This window comes from Pseudomonas sp. zjy_15 (assembly GCF_043101865.1).
Lineage (GTDB): Bacteria > Pseudomonadota > Gammaproteobacteria > Pseudomonadales > Pseudomonadaceae > Aquipseudomonas > Aquipseudomonas putida_Y.
On the sequence record NZ_JBICII010000055.1, the window covers coordinates 39,962 to 57,261 of the forward strand.

The following is a 17,300-nucleotide window of genomic DNA, read 5'->3' on the forward strand; positions in this document are numbered from 1 at the left end:
CAACGATAGCCAACCCGTGGCATGGCGGACGGTAAAAAACCAGACGTTGAACGTGCGCAGGCACGCCCAGGGCTCGCCGAAGCTTAACGACTGATCGGTCATCTACGCTTGCAGCGCTGCGACAATTTCGGTCAAGGGGGGGTAACTTTACGTTTATGCCTGTACGCAAGACTGTCAGAATCCCCTTCCGTTTCCTTTGATTCGAGCCTGCTCATGCAAATCAACACCGCCCTGCTGTTCGCCACCCCTTGCGATGACGAGGAAGACAACATGGCGACCCTGTGTTGCCACAGCGACAAAGGTCAGATGTTCCTGCTTACCCGCTACCCGGACGAGGACACCGTCGACCTGACCCTGGATGATGAGCCGTCGACGCTGGATGGCCTTAAAGTGACCCTGAGCGCCAAGCGCCTGCTGATTGAAGTGGCGGCCGGTGACCGGGACGCGCTGAAGGGGGATGAAGTGCTGGAGATCAACCTGACCAGCGAGTTGAGTGACATGGATGAAGTGAAAGAAACCCTTGAAAACATCCTGGCCGGTACTGGAACCTTGGTCTGCGAGCTGTAGGAGCGGGTTTACCCGCGAAGCAGGTACAGCGGTGGGTGGCATGGAATCTGAGTGCCCCGGAAAGCCCTAGCCCAATGCTGCCTGCATTTCTTGCGCCTGCACCCGCAACGCCTCGCAAAACGGCTCCACCGCTGCCGATGCCGGCCGATGGTCCGGGCGTATCAGCATCACCTGATAGGGCACCGATACCCGTAACCGGCGGATCGGCAACCCGCCTTGCGCCGCCTCCAGCCCGCTCAGCGGGTTGATGATCGCCACCCCAAGGCCTTGCCTGACCATGGCGCACACCGACGCGGCACTGGTGGTCTCGATAACCGTGCGGCGGTTGACCCCGGCCGCACGAAAGTGCTGATCAAGACGCTGCCGGTAGGTATCCAGGCTGGCCAGGTTGATGAAATCGACCTCATGGAAATCACTCAGCTCCAGTTCAGCCTTCACCTGCAGCGGGTGATGCTCGGGCAACACGCACACCATGTTGGCACTGAACAGCAATTCTCCATACGCGCCACGCGGTATCTGTTCGACTTCAGTCAGGCCAAGGTCATGCTGCTGGGCAACCAGTGACTCCTCCAGCAAAGGCGACTCCTGCGCCAGAATGCTCACGCTCACGCCCCTGTGCTGCTGGTGAAAGCGCTGGCAAGCCTTGGGCAACAAGGTTTGCGAGAACAGCGGCAGGCAGGTGATGGCCAGCCGGCCCTGCTCGAAGTTGCGGATGGCCTGGGCAAAGCGATCGATCCGCTCCAGCCCGACGTAGGCGCGCTCGACCTCCTCGATCAGCAGCAACGCCTGGGCGGTGGCCACCAGGCGCCCTCCCTCGCGTTCGAACAGATTCAGGCCGGTCACTTGCTCCAACCGGGCCAACTCGCGGCTGACGGTGGGCTGCGAGGTGAACAGCAGGCGCGCGGCACCCGTGACACTGCCAGCGGCCATGATGGCGCGGAACACTTCGATGTGGCGGACGGACAGTTTCACGGCAAATACCCGAAGCGTTGACAATAGGTATATCAGATATGAATGGCTGGCAGAAGAATAGCTATTTTTCTGAATTCACCCTTTGGCTCATCCTCGTGGCCTTCCTTATACGAGTGACGCCACCATGACCGCACCCTTCACCCTCCTGGCCGAGGCTGTTCGCCAGCACGGCTCGCCGCTATGGGCATACGACACCCGCACCATCGCCGATCGCGTCGAGCAGTTGAACGTATTCGACACCGTACGTTTCGCCCAGAAAGCCAACCCGAACGTGCATGTGCTGCGCCTGATGCGCGCCCATGGCCTGGTGCTGGATGCAGTGTCGCTGGGTGAGATGGAGCGGGCCTTCGCCGCCGGCGCGAGCGTTGACGGTGACCCTGCCGGCGTGGTGCTGACCTGTGACGCACTGGACCGCCCCACCCTGGAGCGGGTGGTGGCCTCGAAGATCGAAGTCAACGCCGGCTCAATCGACATGCTGCGCCAACTGGGTGAACGCTCGCCCGGCCACCGCGTGTGGATCCGCATCAACCCAGGCTTCGGCCATGGCCACAGCCGCAAGACCAATACCGGCGGCGAAAACAGCAAGCATGGCATCTGGCACGAAGAACTGGACGAGGCGCTGGCGTGCATCAAGACCCATGGCCTGCACCTGGTGGGCGTGCACATGCACATTGGCTCCGGGGTGGATTACCAGCACCTGGAACAGGTGGCCCGCTCGATGATCGAGCTGATCGGCCGCCTGGGCGTGGACATCGAGGCGTTCTCCATCGGCGGTGGGCTTTCTACCCCTTACCGCAGCACCGACAAACCGGTCGACCTGCAGCGCTATGCGCAGACCTGGGCGATAGCGCGCAAGGAAATCGAAGCGCTGCTCGGCCACCCCGTGCGCATGGAAATCGAGCCAGGGCGCTTCCTGGTGGCCGAGTCGGGCTACCTGGTGGCCGAAGTGCGCGCTGTCAAGCAAGTGGGCCGCAATACCTTCGTCATGATCGACGCCGGCTTCAACGACCTGATGCGCCCGGCGATGTACGGCGCCTACCACGGCATGACCCTGCTCGATGCCAACGGTCAGCCGGTGGACCGCCCACGGCAGCCGACCGTGGTGGCCGGGCCGTTGTGTGAATCGGGTGACGTGTTCACTCAGAATGACCAGGAACTGACCCCGCAGGACCTGCCTCAGGCACAGGTAGGCGACCTGCTGGTGATCCACGATGCCGGCGCCTATGGCGCGTCGATGTCGTCGAACTACAACAGCCGGCCGCTGCTGCCGGAGTTTCTGATCGAGGGCGGGGAGTTGCGGATGATCCGCCGGCGGCAGACGGTGCAGGATCTGCTGAGCCTGGAGACCGACATCATCCCATGACCGCTTCCCGTAGTCCGCCCATATAGTGCTCCAGGCGACTACGCAGCCAACGCTCGGCCGGGTCGCTGTCGGTGGTGCTCAACCAGACCATGGCCAGCTCCAGTGCAGCAGTCTCGAACGGCAGCGTCTCGGCCTGCAGGTTGCCCCAACGCTCCATGCCTTGTGCGGCATAGTCCGGGCAGCAGGCCAGCAGGTCGGTACCGGCCAGAATCGCCGGCAGCGAACTGAACTGCGGCACCGACAACACCACCTTGCGTTCACGGCCGATGTCTTTCAACCAGTCGTCGACCACACCCTGGGTGTTGGCGGTCGGCGAAACCTGAACATGCGGGCGTTGACAAAACTCATCCAGCGAAAGCGGCGTGGTGGATTTGTCGGCCCGCACTACCCTGGCTTGCAGGGTGCGTAGCACCTTGCGTTTGGCATTGGCGGGCAGGCCCTTGGTCTGGCTGATACCCACCGTCACGTCGCCCGCCGCCAGCAGGTCCGGAATGCGCCAGTAGTCCACATGCTGCACGACCACCACCACGTTTGGCGCCTCCACCCGCAGCGCCCGCAACAGCGGCGGCAACAGGCCCGACTCGACATCATCGGACAAGCCGATGCGGAAGGTCATCTTGCTGGTCAGCGGGTCGAAATCATGGGTCATGCTGAGGGCGACGGACATCGCATCCAAGGCTGGCGTGAGGTACTTGATCACCTCTTCGGCCCTGGCCGAGGGCTCCATGCGGTTGCCCACTCGAACCAGCAACGGGTCGTTGAACATCGCACGCAACCTGGCCAGCGCGGCGCTGACCGTGGGTTGGGCGACGAACAGCTTCTCCGCGGCACGGGTGAGGTTGCGTTCCTGCATCAGCGCTTCGAACACCACCATCAGGTTGATATCGGCTTTGCGCAGTTCGTTGCGGTTCATGGGTGCTCCCGGGCCGTTCTTGTTGTTCGGGTTCAATTCCAGCATCGACATGCATCCTAGCCGAGTCGAAACCTGCACTGCACCCTACCCAATCGCCATTGCCCTCTACTGAGCGACCGGGGTAATCTTCCGCTTTCTTCCCTTCCGGCCTCCCCTGCCGTGCACCGCCCAGGCGTTGACTCGCGAAGCGGTCATTCATGATGCCGACACTTGCATGGCCGCCGCTCACTGGCGCGCCCATCCGCCATCAATGCACTCAGGATGACAACATGATCATTCGCCAAGGCATCGCTGCAGACTACCCGCAGCTGCTCGACATCTGGCTGCGCGCGGTTCGCGCGACGCACCACTTTCTGCAACCCTCCGACATCGACGCACTATTGCCACAGCTGCGCGACGTGTACTTCCCGGCCGTCGAGCTGTGGGTTGCGGTAGACACCGATGACCAGCCACTGGGCTTTATTGGCTTCAATGAAAACCATGTGGAAATGCTCTTCGTCGACCCAGCGCGCCACCGCCAGGGCATTGGCCGTGCATTGCTGGATTTCGGCCGCCAGTCACGCAGTGCGATGAGTGTCGATGTCAACGAGCAGAACCCACAGGCAACAGCGTTCTACCAGCACTATGGCTTCGTCCAGACTGGCCGTTCACCACTGGATGGCGAAGGTCGCCCGTTCCCCTTGCTGCACATGAGCCTGCCCACCCGGGCGTGAGCAGGAGGCACTGACCGCGATGGCCCGCAAAGCGAAGCCCCTACCGCCGTCCGACTGGGTCATCCGTAGTGCCCAACCGGGCGGTATCGAGCGTATCGAAGCCTGGTTCGGTAGCCACGGCTACGACCCGCATCGCCACGATACCTATTCGATCGGCCGTACGCTGGCCGGCGTGCAAAGCTTCCACTACAAGGGTTCGCTGCGCCACGGCATACCGGGCAACACGCTGGTGCTGCACCCGGACGAACAGCATGACGGCATGGCAGGCACCGACGCAGGCTTTCGCTACCGCATGGCCTACGTCGACCCGGCACTGATCCAGAACGTGCTGGGTGGTCAGCCTTTGCCCTTCATCGCTGGCGGGCTGTCCAGCGACCCGCGTCTGTACCACGCCAGCGAAGCGTTCGTACAGGCAGTGGACCACGCGCTGGAACCATTGGAAGAACAGGACGCCCTGTATGACCTGGCGATCGCCTTGCGGGCCGTCGGCGGCAAGCCGCGCGGGCGCAAGCGCCTGGATTACCAGGCAGCCGAACGCGCCCGAGCCTTCATCATGGAACACCTGCATGTGGGCATAACACTGGACATGCTGGAACAGGCCAGTGGCCGCGAACGCTGGAGCCTGTCGCGGGACTTTCGCACGCTGTACGGCACCAGCCCCTATCGCTTTGTCACCCTGCGCCGCCTCGACTGCTTGCGCCGAATGATCCTGGACGGCTTCACCTTGGTCGACGCCGCCATTGCCGCAGGCTTTCATGACCAGAGCCACATGACCCGGCACTTCACCCGCTGCTATGGCGTACCGCCGTTACGCTGGCTGGAGCGTTTGCGAGCGTCACGCTGAGTTACCGCAGGCGCCCGCGCACCCCGTGAGAACAGGCTTGCAGGATCGTACAAGAACCGGACTCGCCCGGAGCGATAGGCTGAACACTCCACTTTCCGAGGAACTGTCATGCCTGAATCCCGTCACCCACATCCCTCCCTGCCAGTGAACCTGGTCCACAAGGCAGCGCTTATCGAACAGCAATGGAGCCCCAGGGTCGTTGCCGAGATGAACGATTACCAGTTGAAGGTCGTGCGCATCGAAGGCGAATTCATCTGGCACGCGCACCCGGAGACCGACGAAGCATTCCTGGTGCTGGAAGGCACCCTGCGTATCGACCTGCCGGATGGCTGCGTGCATGTGAACCCCGGGGAACTCTATGTTGTGCCCCGCGGCGTCGAGCACCGGACCGCTGCGCAAGGCGAAGCGAAACTGATGATGATCGAACCGCGGGGCATTCTGAATACCGGTCATGAAGGGGGCGGCCGCACAGCAGAGAGTGATGTCTGGATTTGATAAAAAACACCATCTAAAATTCTGTATTTTCTATGTTTATCGCAATTACTAACCAAAAAACATCATAACAAAACCATTAAAAATCACGACAAATCGCTCGCAGGCCACACTTCGCAATCCGGCACCGGTTCGCCTCGATATAATTGGATCCAATGACGAGGGTGGCCTGCATGCAAGCACTGGGAATGGATTACGGACACGGCGACGAAGTGGCCAGCCACTGCCACGCCGAAGACCAGCTGATCTACGCCGCCAGTGGCGTGATGCGGGTCAGCAGCGAGGGCGGCAGTTGGGTGATCCCCGGCGGACATGCCTTGTGGATGCCTGCCGGGGTCAGCCATGCCATCCGCATGGAGGGCGTGGTCAGCATGCGGACCTTGCTGTTCGATGCCCACATCGAACGCTGCCAGGTCATCGTCGTGTCCGGCCTGCTGCGCGAACTGATCCTGACTGCGTCACGAATGCTGAACCTGCGCGACGGCGTGCATGCTCGGGCGCTGATCCTGCATGAACTCGCCGCCGCCCGGCGCATCGATGCCTTCGTCCCGACGCCGCAGCACGCACGGTTGCGTGCCTGGTGCGAGCGCTTCCTGCAGGACCCGGCCCAGGACCTGACCCTGGAGCAATGCGGCGCGCAACTGAGCATGAGTGCCCGCAGCGTGGCCCGGCTTTTCCAGCGCGAGGTGGGCATGTCGTATGGCCAATGGCGCGCCCGTGCCCGGGTGATGCTCAGCCAGCAGTGCCTGGCCGATGGCAAGCCGATCCTGAACGTTGCGCTGGAGCACGGCTACCAGAGCGCCAGCGCCTTTACTGCCATGTTCAAGCGCATCCTCGGCTATGCGCCGAGTGATTGGCAAAACGGTACCGCGCGCGAGTACTGAGCCTCAGGTTGTCCCGCTTGCGCGCAGGGTTGTCCCGCTTGCGACAGCGACGCCCATGCAACCCTCGTTAACCTCGCATCACAACCTTTGAGCGACAATCGTGATGCCCTTACTGCACTCATTTCCCGGCCCTGCCCGGCTTGCCACAGCCCTCGGCATGCTTGCTGCACTCGCGGCGTGCGGCCACCAACCCACACCTGCCGAACCCGCTGTAGCGCTGCAGGCAGACCCGCTGGCGAACATGCCGGCCGGCGTCAGCAAACAGCCCCTGCCCGAACGCTGGTGGGCACTGTATCAAGACCCTCAACTCAATCGCTGGGTACAGCAAGCCCTGGCGCACAACCAAGGCCTGGCACAGGCCGAGGCCAACGTGCAGGCCATGCTGGCCGGCATCGGCGAGTTCGACGCCAGGCGCTGGCCGTCTACCGAGATGGGCATTGCCGCTACCTATGGCAGGCGCGCCGATGACCAGACGCTGGCCGAGGCGACCGACAGCAACGCGCCGTCGCAATGGCAATTCAACCCGGGCATCGAACTGGCCTATCAGGTGGATATCTGGGGCCAGGTACGCGCCGCCATCCAACGTGCCAGGGTGCAAGCCGAAGCCAGCGCTGCGGCGCTAGACCTGGTACGCCTGCAGGTGGTCGCCCAGACCACCCGCGCCTACATCGACCAGTGCACCTACGCGGCGCGCCTGGAGGCAGCGAAGCAGGCCTTGCAAACCCTCGACCACAGCGTGCAACTCAGCCAGCGCCAGCGCCAGGCCGGTGTGGCCACTGCCCTCGACAGCGAGCGCCTGCTGGGCTTGCGGGAACAGGTGCGTGCGCAACTGCCGATGCTCTCAGCCCGGCGGCAGATGGCACTTTACGAACTGAGCATGCTCAGTGGCCAGGCCTCGGTGGCCGAGGCCACGACCTGCGTAGCCATCCCCACGCTGTCGGTGCCGCTGCCGGCTGGCGATGGCTGGCATTTGCTCGAACGCCGGCCAGATGTGCGCCAGGCCGAACGGGAACTGCAGGCGGCCACCCTGGAGACCGACATCGTGCGGGCCGACCTTTACCCAAAGGTCAGCTTCGGCGCTTCGTTGACGTCTTCGGACCATCACCTTGCCAACCTCGGCGACAGCCGCGCGGTGATGTTCGGCATTGGCCCGCTGATCCGCTGGGAGTTTCCCAACCTGAAAGCCAACCGCGCACGGGTGAGCAAGGCCGAGGCATTGCAGCGGGCGCAGGTCGCCCGTTACCGCGGCGTAGCGCTGAGCGCGCTGAAAGACGTGCGCCAGGCACTGGCCCGCTACGACGGCGAGCGACAACGGTTGCAGGCGCTGGACGCAGCCCTGGCGCACAGCCAGCACAGCTTTGCCCTGGCCCAGGGTAACTACCGTGCCGGCACCGTGGACGGGCTGGCCCTGCTCGACAGCGAGCGCGAAATGATCAGCCTGCGGGCCAACCACACAGAAGCCCGAGGGCGCCTGGCGCAAGCGCAGGTAAACCTGTTCCGCGCGCTGGGCGGGCGGTGGTAGCGAGAAGCAAGACCAGCAGCGAGCACCGCCCACTGTAGGAGCGGGTTTACCCGCGAAGAATACACCGCGGTGGATGGCACGGGCTTCGCCCGTGTTCGCGGGCAAGCCCGCTCCCAATCGCGCCAGCTTTTAGAAATTGAGCAAGACAGTGGCTCCCACAACCGACAGCCAGCAGGCCCAATTCGAGATTGGAAACCAACCATGAATGTTGCCGTAGACAAACCCTCACCCGCCGAAACTGAACAGCGGCCGAGCGCTAAAACCCGTCGCCGCCTGGCAGTCATCGCCAGCGGCAGCCTGGCCGCAATCACCCTGCTGGCCTTCACCAGCTACTGGTTCAGCACCGGCCGCTATCTGGAAACCACCGACGATGCCTACGTCCGCGCCGACTGGGTGGCCCTGAGCCCACGCGTGGCGGGTTACGTAGCCGAGGTCGAGGTGGCTGACGACCAGCCGGTGAAAGCCGGCGATGTGCTGGTGCGCCTGCAAAACCGCGACTACCGCGCCCGCCTCGACCAGGCCCGGGCTGGTGTGACCGAGGCACAGGCGGCACTGGCCGCCGCCGAGGCCAGCCAACAGGTAGCGACCGAGCGCATCGACCAGCAACAGCAAGCCATCCTGCAGGCCGAGGCCGTCGTGCGCAGCGCCACCGCCGAACAGCGTCGCAGTGAACTGGATGTCCAACGCTACCGTGGCCTGGTGCGTGACGACGCAGCGACCGTGCAGCGCCTGGAAACCGCCAGTGCCCATGCCAGCCAGGCACAAGCCGCGCTGCAAGGTGCCCAGGCCGCGCTGCGCCAGCAACGCTCACAACTGGCCATGGCCAAGGCCCGGTCAGCCCAGGCCGAGGCCGAACTGCAACAACGGGCAGCGGCCCTGGCACGCGCCCAGGCCCACCAGCAGCTCGCCGAGCAGGACGAACAGGACACCGTGATCCGCGCGCCGATCACTGGCGTGGTCGGCCAGCGCCGCGTGCGCACCGGCCAGTACGTGGTGCCGGGCCAGCCGCTGTTGGCTGTGGTGCCCCTGCAGCAAGCCTATGTGGTGGCCAACTACAAGGAAACCCAACTGGCCCGCATGCGCCCCGGGCAACCGGTAGAAATACGGGTCGACAGCTTCGCCAGCCAGCCACTGCATGGCCATGTGGCCAGTTTTTCGCCAGCCTCGGGCAATGTCTTCGCCTTGCTGCCGTCGGACAACGCCACCGGCAACTTCACCAAGATCGTCCAGCGTTTCCCGGTGCGCATTTTGCTCGACAAACCGCTGGACGGCCCGCAGGTACTGCCCGGCATGTCAGTGGTCAGTACAGTCGACACACGCCCCGCAGAGGTCGCCGATGCGCACTGAGCAAACGGTCTCGCTGCGCGCCTGGGTAGCGGTGCTTGGCGGCCTGTTCGGCTGCTTCATGGCGGGCATGAACGTGCATGTCACCAGCGCCGCACTGCCAGAAATCCGCGGCTCGCTGGGTGCCAGCTTCGAGGAAGGCTCATGGATCTCCACCGCCTACCTGGTGGCGGAAATCGTGATGATTCCGCTGACGGCCTGGTTGGTGGACGTGTTCTCGCTGCGCCGGGTCATGTGGACCGGCTCGCTCATCTTTCTGATCGCCTCGGTGGCCTGCTCATGGGCGCCCAACCTGGAGGCGATGATCGTAATCCGGGTGATCCAGGGGGCTGCGGGCGCGGTGCTGATTCCCCTGTCGTTCCAGCTGATCATCACCGAACTGCCGGCCAGCAAGATGGCCATGGGCATGGCGCTGTTCAGCCTGGCCAACAGCGTGGCGCAGGCCGCCGGGCCGTCGATTGGCGGCTGGCTGACCGATGCCTATTCGTGGCGCTGGATCTTCTATCTGCAACTTTTCCCCGGCATTGCGCTGCTGTTGGCCATCGCCTGGTCGATCGAGGCCAAGCCGATGAAGCTCGAACTGTTACGCAAAGGTGATTGGCTGGGTATCGCGGCCATGGTGATCGGCCTGGGCGGCTTGCAGATCGTGCTGGAAGAAGGCGGCCGGCTGGACTGGTTCGGCTCGCCGCTCATCGTCGGCATGAGCGTGGTCGCCACCATTGCCTTGGTGGTGTTCGTGGTGACCCAGCTGTTCGGCCAGCGCGCGTTCATCAATCTGCGCTTGCTGGGGCACTACAACTTCGGCGTTGCCAGCGTGGCGATGTTCATCTTTGGCGCTGCCACGTTCGGCCTGGTGTTCCTGGTGCCCAACTACCTCTCGCAGTTGCAGGGGTTCAGCGCGCACGACGTGGGCGTAGCGCTGATCGCCTATGGCGTGGTGCAGTTGCTGCTGGCGCCGTTGATGCCCCGGCTGATGGGCTGGACCAGTGCCAAGTTCATGGTCGCCAGCGGCTTTTTGATCATGGCGCTGGGCTGCTGGCTGGGGGCCAGCCTGAGCGCCGACAGTGCCGACAACGTGATCATCCCGTCCACGGTGGTGCGTGGTATTGGCCAGCCTTTCATCATGGTTGCGTTATCGGTGCTGGCGGTGGCCGGGCTGGACAAGCGTGAAGCCGGCTCAGCCTCGGCGGTGTTCTCGATGTTGCGCAACCTGGGTGGCGCCATCGGCACGGCCGGGTTGACGCAACTGGTGGCGACCCGTGAACGCTTTCACAGTGAGCGCATTCACGAGCAGGTGACGCTGTTCGAGCCAAGCGTGCAGGCGCGCATCAACCAGACGGTGCAAAGCTGGCTGCCGCATCAGCAGCAAATGCTGGAAGCGTTGGCGGCGACCATTCGGCGAGAGGCTTACCTGATGGCCTACAGTGATGCGTTCTACCTGGCGTGCCTGGCATTGGTCGGGTGTGCCCTGGCAGCGCTGCTGCTCCGGGCCAGGCAGCAGCATTGACCTCTGTGGGCGGCCGGAGCGTTCGGCATTCGGCCGCTGTTACACTGTCAACCGATGAAATTGGCGAGCCCGAGCAAAGGTATGAACCCAACGCGCTACTCCACCGTGGCAAAGGACTTGATGCAAGCGATTGCCAGCGGCCGCTACCCGGTGGGCAGCCTGCTGCCGACCGAGTTCGAGCTGTGCGACCTTTACAATGTGAGCCGGCACACGGTGCGTGCCGCTATCGACCAGTTGCTCACCCAAGGGCTGGTGTCGCGGCGCAAGCGCGTGGGCACCCGGGTGGAGGCCAGCAGCCCACGCGGCGGCTATTCGCAATCGTTGGCCAGTGTGGCTGAGCTGGCGCACCTGGCGGACACCCAGCAGCGGGAAATCCAGGGCGTGCGCCACTTTGTCGCCGACCTGAGCGAGGCGGCGAGGCTGGGGCTGGTGCCGGGGGAGCATTACTTCTGCGTGTCGAGCATCCGCGTCGACCGGCAGCACGATTGCGCGCCGCTGTGCTGGACCGACGTGTATGCACAGCGCGACTACACCGCGGTCATCGAGCTGGCCCGCGAGCACCCTGACCAGCTGATTGCCGGCTTGATCGAGCAGCACTATGGCCGGGCAATCGCAGTGGTCGACCAGCAGGTACGCGCGGTGTTGCTGACAGCGGAAATGGCCCGGGTGCTGAAGGCCGAGGCGGGCTCGCCGGGGCTGAAGATCATCCGCCACTACCGCGAGGAAAATGGTGATTTGATGGCGGTTTCCGAGACCGTGCACCCGGATGACCGCTTTACCTTGGTCACCCAGATGCGCCGCGACCGCTCCCCCGCCTGAACCCGCTCGTACAGGGATGGTGCAACTTTCAGCCAATGAACAGGCCGTTGCCCCTAAAGCGCCCCCAGTTGCCTTTCAGCTTCGACCAACTGCCTCGCCCGCGCCGTGCTCACCCGGTGATCGCGTGCCAGCCAGGCGTAGATCGTCGGTAGCACGAACAAGGTGAACAAGGTCCCCACCAGCATCCCGCACACAATCACCACCCCCAACCCGAAACGGCTGTTGGCGCCGGCGCCGCTGGCGAACAGCAGTGGCAGCACGCCAAAAGTCATCGCCGCCGTGGTCATCAGCACTGGCCGCAAGCGTATTTGCGCCGCACGAACAATGGCGGCGGCACGATCGAGGTTGTCCCGCACCTGAATCTCGTTGGCGAACGCCACCATCAGGATGCCATGCTTGCTGATCAGGCCGATCAGCGTCACCAGGCCAATCTGCGTGTAGATGTTCAGCGTGGCCCAGCCCAGCGCCAGCGGCAGCAGCGCACCGCAGATCGACAGCGGCACGGTCACCAGAATGATCAGGGGGTCGATCAGGCTTTCGTACTGCGCCGCCAGCACCAGGTAGATTACTACCAGGGCGGCGAGAAATGCCCACATCAAGGCAAAGCCCTCCTGCACATACTGGCGCGATTCCGATTGCCAGTCGTGGCTGAAGCCCGGTGGCAGCTCGGCGGTGAGCTGTTCCAGAAATGCCACGGCGTTGCCCATCGATACACCCGGGGCCGGGATCGCCTGCAGGGTACTGGCGTTCTGCTGATCGAACTGCAACAGGCGGTTGGGTGCCACTTCGATATCCAGGCGCACCAACGTGGCCAGCGGCACCAGGCTGCCATCCTCGGCGCGCACATACTGGCGGCTCAGCGCCGCAGGCGTCAGGCGTTGGTCCTGGATACTCTGCGGGATCACGTCATAAGAGCGCCCGAACAGGGCGAAGCGGTTGAGGTACTGCTCGCCCACCAGTACGCCCAGCGACTCACCAATGGCCTGCATGCTGATGCCCAGGCTCGCCGCCTTGGCCCGGTCCACGCGTACCTTGACCACCGGGTTGTTGTAGTCGAGGTCGCTGTCCACCACGGCGAACAGGCCACTGTCGCGGGCGCGTTGCTTGAGCACTTCCATGGTCTGGAACAGCTCGGGGTAATCCTGGGCGCTGCGCAGCACCATCTGCACCGGCAGGCCACCGCTGGAGCCCGGCAGCGACGCGACCTGGAAGGCGAAGATGCTGCTGCCCTCGATATCCGCAACGGCCTGCTGCAACTGCGCCTGCACCTGTGCGGCGGAACGCTCGCGCGCCTGCCAGGCGCTGAGGTTGATGCCACCGAAACTGGCGGCCGGGCCGTCGGTGCCGTTGATGATCCAGGTGTCGGTGGTTTCGGCAATGGACTTCATTATCTGGTCGAGCTTCAGCGCGAAGCGTTCTGCGTATTCGAGGCTGGCATGCTGCGGCGACTTGATGGCGGTCAGCACCGCCGCCTGGTCCTCGGGTGGCGCCAGCTCGCGCTGCGGCAGCAGGTACAGCCAGGGCAGGCTCAGGCACACCAGCAACGCCACGCCGCCACCGATCCAACGGTGTGCCAGTGTGTAGGCCAGTACCCGTCCATAGGCCCCGCTCAGCGCACCAAACAACCGATCGGCGAGAGTGGCCATTGCGCCATGCTGCTGACCGGATTGCAGCAACAGCGAGCTCATCACCGGCGACAAGGTCAGCGCCACAATGCCGGACACGATTACCGCCCCCGCCAGGGTCAAGGCAAACTCACGGAACAGCGTGCCGGTCAGTCCGCCCATCAAGCCAATGGGCGCATACACCGCCGCCAGGGTCAGGGTCATGGCGATCACCGGCCCGGCAATTTCCCGCGCCCCGGCCAATGCTGCCGCGACCGGCGATTTGCCCTCCTCGATATGCCGGTGCACGTTTTCCACCACCACAATCGCATCGTCCACCACCAGGCCGATGGCCAGCACCATCGCCAGCAAGGTCAGCAGGTTGAGGCTGAAACCGAACATCAACATCAGGCCCGCGGCCCCCAGCATCGACAGCGGAATGGCCACCACCGCGATCAGCACGCTGCGCAGCGAACCCAGGCACAGCCAGATCACCAACACCACGATCAGCATCGCCTCCACCAAGGTGCGCAGCACTTCATGGATCGACGCATCGATGAAGCGTGCGGTTTCATAGGCCAGCGCCACTTTCACGCCAGGCGGCAAGGTCTGCTGGATCTGTGGCAGCAGTTGGCGAATTCCCTCGACGATCACCAGAGGGTTGCCGCTGGGCGTGGGGAACAGCCCCAGGTGCACGGCAGGTTTGCCGTCCATGGTGGCGCTGGCCTGCGTGGCCGCCGCACTCAGCTCCACAGTGCCAATATCGCGCAGGCGCACCAGGTCGGTGCCATCATTGCGGATGATCAGCTCGCGGAAGTCTTCGACCCGGGTCAGGTCGGTGTCCACCTGGATATCGGCCAGCACGTACTGCCCGCGCACCTGGCCCGGCGTTGCCTGGTAGTTGTTGGCACGTACCGCCTGCGCCACGTCCGCCGCCGTCACCCCACGCCCGGCCATCTGCTCACTGTCCAGCCACAGGCGCATGGCCAGGCGCTGCCCGCCGAACGACTGCACCTTGGCCACGCCGTCGATACCGGAGAACTGCGGTTCCACCACCCGCGACAGGTAATCGCTCAGTTCCGGTATCGACAGGCTGTCGCTGGCAAACCCCACATAGGCCACGGCAGTGGAGTCGCCTGCCGACAGCTCCACCACCGGGTCGTAGGCTTTTTCCGGCAGGCGATAGCGCACCTGGTTGACCTTGGCCATGGTTTCGGCCAGCGCCTGGGTCGAATCGCGGTTGAGCACCATGCGCAAGGTGATCAGGCTGCGCCCCTGCTGCGACGACGAGGACAGGTAATCGATGCCTTCGACCGACGACACCGCCTGGGTGATCGGCTGCGTCACGAAACCCTGCATCAACTCGGCGGAGGCACCGGGGTACTCGGTGCTGATGGTAATGGTCGAGCTTTCCAGCAACGGGTACTGGCGGATTGGCAACTTGCCCATGGCAAACAGCCCCATCAGGATGATCAGGCTGCTGACCACCAGCGCCAGCACCGGGCGGCGCACGAAAACATCGGTAAACCTCACGACTGCCGCCCTCCCTGGCTGACCTGCAGGCTGTCCTGCGCCACTGGCTCGACCGGCATGCCATCACTCAGTTTCAGTTGGCCGGAAACCACCACCCGGTCACCGGGTGTCAGGCCGGAGGTAATCTCCACCCGCCCCTGCCAACGCTCACCGGTGGTTACCTGCACCCGGTTAACCCGGGTGCCATGCTGCGGGTCCTGGGTCGCGACAAATACCGTCTGCCCGTAGGCGGTGTAGGTGATCGCGGTTTCCGGCACGGCCAGCACGGTCGACGGCTGCGCAGCTTCAAGCCGCACGCCGGCGTACATACCCGGTTGCAACTGCCCTTGCGGGTTCGCCAAGGCCGCCTGTACCTGCACAAGGCGCGCTTTGCTGACCACCGGGTCGACCGCCACCACCCGGGCCTGGAAGTCTTGCCCACGCACCGCGTCCACCGTCAGTGCCAGCACTTGCCCGGCGTGCACTTCGGGGGCGGCCTGCTCGCCCAAGGCGAAGTTCACATGCAACTGGCTGATGTCGGCCAGGCTGACGATGGTCTCGCCAGCGCCCAGGTACTGCCCCTGATGGACACGGCGGATGCCGAGCTTGCCGGCAAACGGTGCGCGAATGGCCTTCTGCGCGATCAGCGCCTCGACATGCTGCAGCTCACCGCGGGCCACGTCCACGGCAGTGGCGGCGTTGTCCAGCAGCTCTTGCGACACGGCATTCATCGCGCGCAGTTTGCGGCTGCGCTGCAGCACCACGTCAGCGTTACGCAACCTGGCCTGCAACTGCACGCGCAGGGCCTGCTCGGGTGCGTCGTTGAGCTGCACCAGCAACTGCCCGGCCGCTACTGTCTGCCCCGACTCGAAGGCGATGCGGGTAATACGCCCTGCCATCTCGGCCGCCACCTGCACCTGGTTGACCGCCTCCAACTCCCCCGAAGCAAAGCGCTGCCGCGCCAGTTGCACCTGCTCGACCGTGGCCAGCGCCACCTTGGTCGCCGGCCACACCGCCGCGGCGGGTGGCGCCGAGCCGTTTCCCACCAGCGCATAGGCAGCGGCCAGCGCACCGGCAACAGCGCCAGCCCAGGCCAGTAACATCCGTTTGTTCATGCACAGCTCCGATCACAGGGAAAGCGGTTGCAGGAAAGATCGGGCAGGACTATAAGAGCTCAACTTAACTTGAGGTCAACAGGCATGGCAGCAGAATGTTGCTGGCACCCCCTGGCTGCTGATAGACGTTGAGGTGGTAGCGCGAGGCAATCACGACATCGTTAAACCGGAATCACCTGACAATTTTATCAGTGTCGAACTTGTGGCCTGTGAGGCACACTCATACCTCCTTCAGCTTGGGTTCCTCAAGACCATGTCTACAGACACTTACTCCAGGCATATATCAAAACGCGTGCCAAACAACTACTTGCCCTATGGCTATCGAAACGCCGAAAAGCAGCCGATCGGAATCTTAGGCTACAATGGCGAGCCTCTATCTATCCTAAGGGAATGCTACGCCCTCGGTAATGGACACCGAATCTATAGCCCCCGTTTGATGCGATTCATAAGCGCAGACACACTAAGCCCTTTTTATCGTGGCGGTCTAAATTGCTATGCCTACTGCCTGAACGACCCAATCAATGCAACAGACCCTAGCGGAAAATCCCGATTCAAGACGGCGGGCACTGTAGCCTTGGCAGCGGTCAAATTTAAGAAAAATCTTTCATCGAGGACAGAAAACACCAGTCACTGGAAAGCACTTGGCAACTGGTATGCCGATGAGTTGAGTGAGGACGTAAAGCTCGCAATCCAATCAATAAAAAATCAAACAACCCACATCACCCTGGTCGAAAACCCCGCCAGCTTATCCAGACTTAATGATTCTCAATTCAAACATAAATTTATCTTTACACGCGCTAAAAATTTCTTCATAGGCAGTTACAGCGCAGATGAACCCAGCCATCCAAGTATCGCCCATCTTGGTCAATGGATAACCGGAACCAAGAGTGACGTTGTCAGTGCAGGAAGCATCATGAAAGACGGCAACGGTTATACTTTAGACAGCTCTTCCGGACACTATATGCCTTCGGTTGAGCAGTTGAAACCCGCGCAAGCCCATCTTGAGTCGCTCGGTATAGCAGTAACGAGCTTGAGGGAGAATAAGCCTTCTAAAGGCTATGCAGCACGTCTCTAACGTGTTCGTGTTCGGCAACAAAGCTAATATCGGAGGCAGCGTATCCCGCGAACG

At 63.2% G+C, this 17,300-nt stretch carries 15 protein-coding genes and 1 pseudogene; 12 read left to right on the forward strand and 4 right to left on the reverse strand.

The annotated features are described in order from the left end of the window. Positions 1–213 precede the first annotated feature (213 nt). Positions 214–567: a hypothetical protein gene (locus ACF8EF_RS10460; RefSeq protein ID WP_014591821.1), complete on the forward strand. Its 354-nt coding sequence runs from the start codon at positions 214–216 to the stop codon at positions 565–567. Positions 568–633: 66 nt separating this feature from the next. On the opposite strand, the gene ACF8EF_RS10465 is transcribed toward ACF8EF_RS10460, so the two are convergent. Next, positions 634–1,539, reverse strand: a complete 906-nt coding sequence (locus tag ACF8EF_RS10465) for a LysR family transcriptional regulator (RefSeq protein ID WP_176684439.1) — start codon at positions 1,537–1,539, stop codon at positions 634–636. Positions 1,540–1,663: 124 nt separating this feature from the next. Between ACF8EF_RS10465 and lysA the strand changes: the two genes are divergently transcribed. Beyond that, positions 1,664–2,902, forward strand: coding sequence for a diaminopimelate decarboxylase (gene lysA, locus ACF8EF_RS10470; protein ID WP_392460982.1), 1,239 nt, complete (start codon positions 1,664–1,666; stop codon positions 2,900–2,902). On the opposite strand, the gene ACF8EF_RS10475 is transcribed toward lysA, so the two are convergent. Next, complete coding sequence (locus ACF8EF_RS10475) at positions 2,892–3,815, reverse strand: LysR family transcriptional regulator (protein WP_209964571.1); 924 nt, start codon at positions 3,813–3,815, stop codon at positions 2,892–2,894. The genes lysA and ACF8EF_RS10475 overlap by 11 nt on opposite strands. A 269-nt stretch (positions 3,816–4,084) precedes the next feature. Between ACF8EF_RS10475 and ACF8EF_RS10480 the strand changes: the two genes are divergently transcribed. The 8 genes from ACF8EF_RS10480 to ACF8EF_RS10515 all read left to right on the forward strand — a co-directional run bounded on the left by ACF8EF_RS10480 (position 4,085) and on the right by ACF8EF_RS10515 (position 11,940). After that, entirely contained in the window at positions 4,085–4,528 is a 444-nt protein-coding gene (locus ACF8EF_RS10480; protein WP_020191951.1) for an acetyltransferase, read from the forward strand. A 19-nt stretch (positions 4,529–4,547) separates the two neighbouring features. Next, positions 4,548–5,372 carry an AraC family transcriptional regulator gene (locus ACF8EF_RS10485; protein ID WP_392460983.1) on the forward strand — a complete coding sequence of 275 codons (825 nt, stop codon included), beginning with the start codon at positions 4,548–4,550 and terminating at the stop codon, positions 5,370–5,372. 108 nt (positions 5,373–5,480) lie between these two features. Then, on the forward strand, positions 5,481–5,867 hold the full coding sequence (locus tag ACF8EF_RS10490; RefSeq protein ID WP_392460984.1) for a cupin domain-containing protein: 387 nt from the start codon (positions 5,481–5,483) through the stop codon (positions 5,865–5,867). 170 nt (positions 5,868–6,037) lie between these two features. Beyond that, a complete protein-coding gene (locus ACF8EF_RS10495; RefSeq protein WP_392460985.1) occupies positions 6,038–6,748 on the forward strand; it encodes an AraC family transcriptional regulator in 711 nt (236 codons plus the stop codon). 103 nt (positions 6,749–6,851) lie between these two features. Beyond that, positions 6,852–8,270: an efflux transporter outer membrane subunit gene (locus ACF8EF_RS10500; protein ID WP_392460986.1), complete on the forward strand. Its 1,419-nt coding sequence runs from the start codon at positions 6,852–6,854 to the stop codon at positions 8,268–8,270. Between the two features lie 201 nt (positions 8,271–8,471). Then, positions 8,472–9,617 (forward strand): HlyD family secretion protein, encoded by a 1,146-nt coding sequence (locus ACF8EF_RS10505; RefSeq protein ID WP_392460987.1) that lies wholly within the window; start codon positions 8,472–8,474, stop codon positions 9,615–9,617. Beyond that, positions 9,607–11,121, forward strand: coding sequence for a DHA2 family efflux MFS transporter permease subunit (locus ACF8EF_RS10510; protein ID WP_176684446.1), 1,515 nt, complete (start codon positions 9,607–9,609; stop codon positions 11,119–11,121). The genes ACF8EF_RS10505 and ACF8EF_RS10510 overlap by 11 nt, the downstream gene beginning before the upstream one ends. An 81-nt stretch (positions 11,122–11,202) precedes the next feature. Further along, on the forward strand, positions 11,203–11,940 hold the full coding sequence (locus ACF8EF_RS10515; protein WP_176684447.1) for a GntR family transcriptional regulator: 738 nt from the start codon (positions 11,203–11,205) through the stop codon (positions 11,938–11,940). Between the two features lie 53 nt (positions 11,941–11,993). On the opposite strand, the gene ACF8EF_RS10520 is transcribed toward ACF8EF_RS10515, so the two are convergent. Both ACF8EF_RS10520 and ACF8EF_RS10525 read right to left on the reverse strand, forming a co-directional pair. Then, the gene (locus ACF8EF_RS10520) at positions 11,994–15,077 is read right to left on the reverse strand and encodes a MexW/MexI family multidrug efflux RND transporter permease subunit (protein WP_392460988.1); all 3,084 of its coding nucleotides are present in this window, start codon (positions 15,075–15,077) and stop codon (positions 11,994–11,996) included. Next, positions 15,074–16,171: an efflux RND transporter periplasmic adaptor subunit gene (locus tag ACF8EF_RS10525; protein ID WP_392460989.1), complete on the reverse strand. Its 1,098-nt coding sequence runs from the start codon at positions 16,169–16,171 to the stop codon at positions 15,074–15,076. The genes ACF8EF_RS10520 and ACF8EF_RS10525 overlap by 4 nt, the downstream gene beginning before the upstream one ends. Positions 16,172–16,424: 253 nt before the next feature. Between ACF8EF_RS10525 and ACF8EF_RS10530 the strand changes: the two are divergent. Together ACF8EF_RS10530 and ACF8EF_RS10535 are read left to right on the forward strand one after the other, a co-directional pair. Continuing rightward, positions 16,425–16,700, forward strand: a pseudogene (locus ACF8EF_RS10530) (RHS repeat-associated core domain-containing protein); the annotation flags it as partial. Positions 16,701–16,745: 45 nt separating this feature from the next. Further along, the gene (locus ACF8EF_RS10535; RefSeq protein WP_392461025.1) at positions 16,746–17,246 is read left to right on the forward strand and encodes a hypothetical protein; all 501 of its coding nucleotides are present in this window, start codon (positions 16,746–16,748) and stop codon (positions 17,244–17,246) included. The last annotated feature ends 54 nt before the right edge of the window (positions 17,247–17,300 follow it).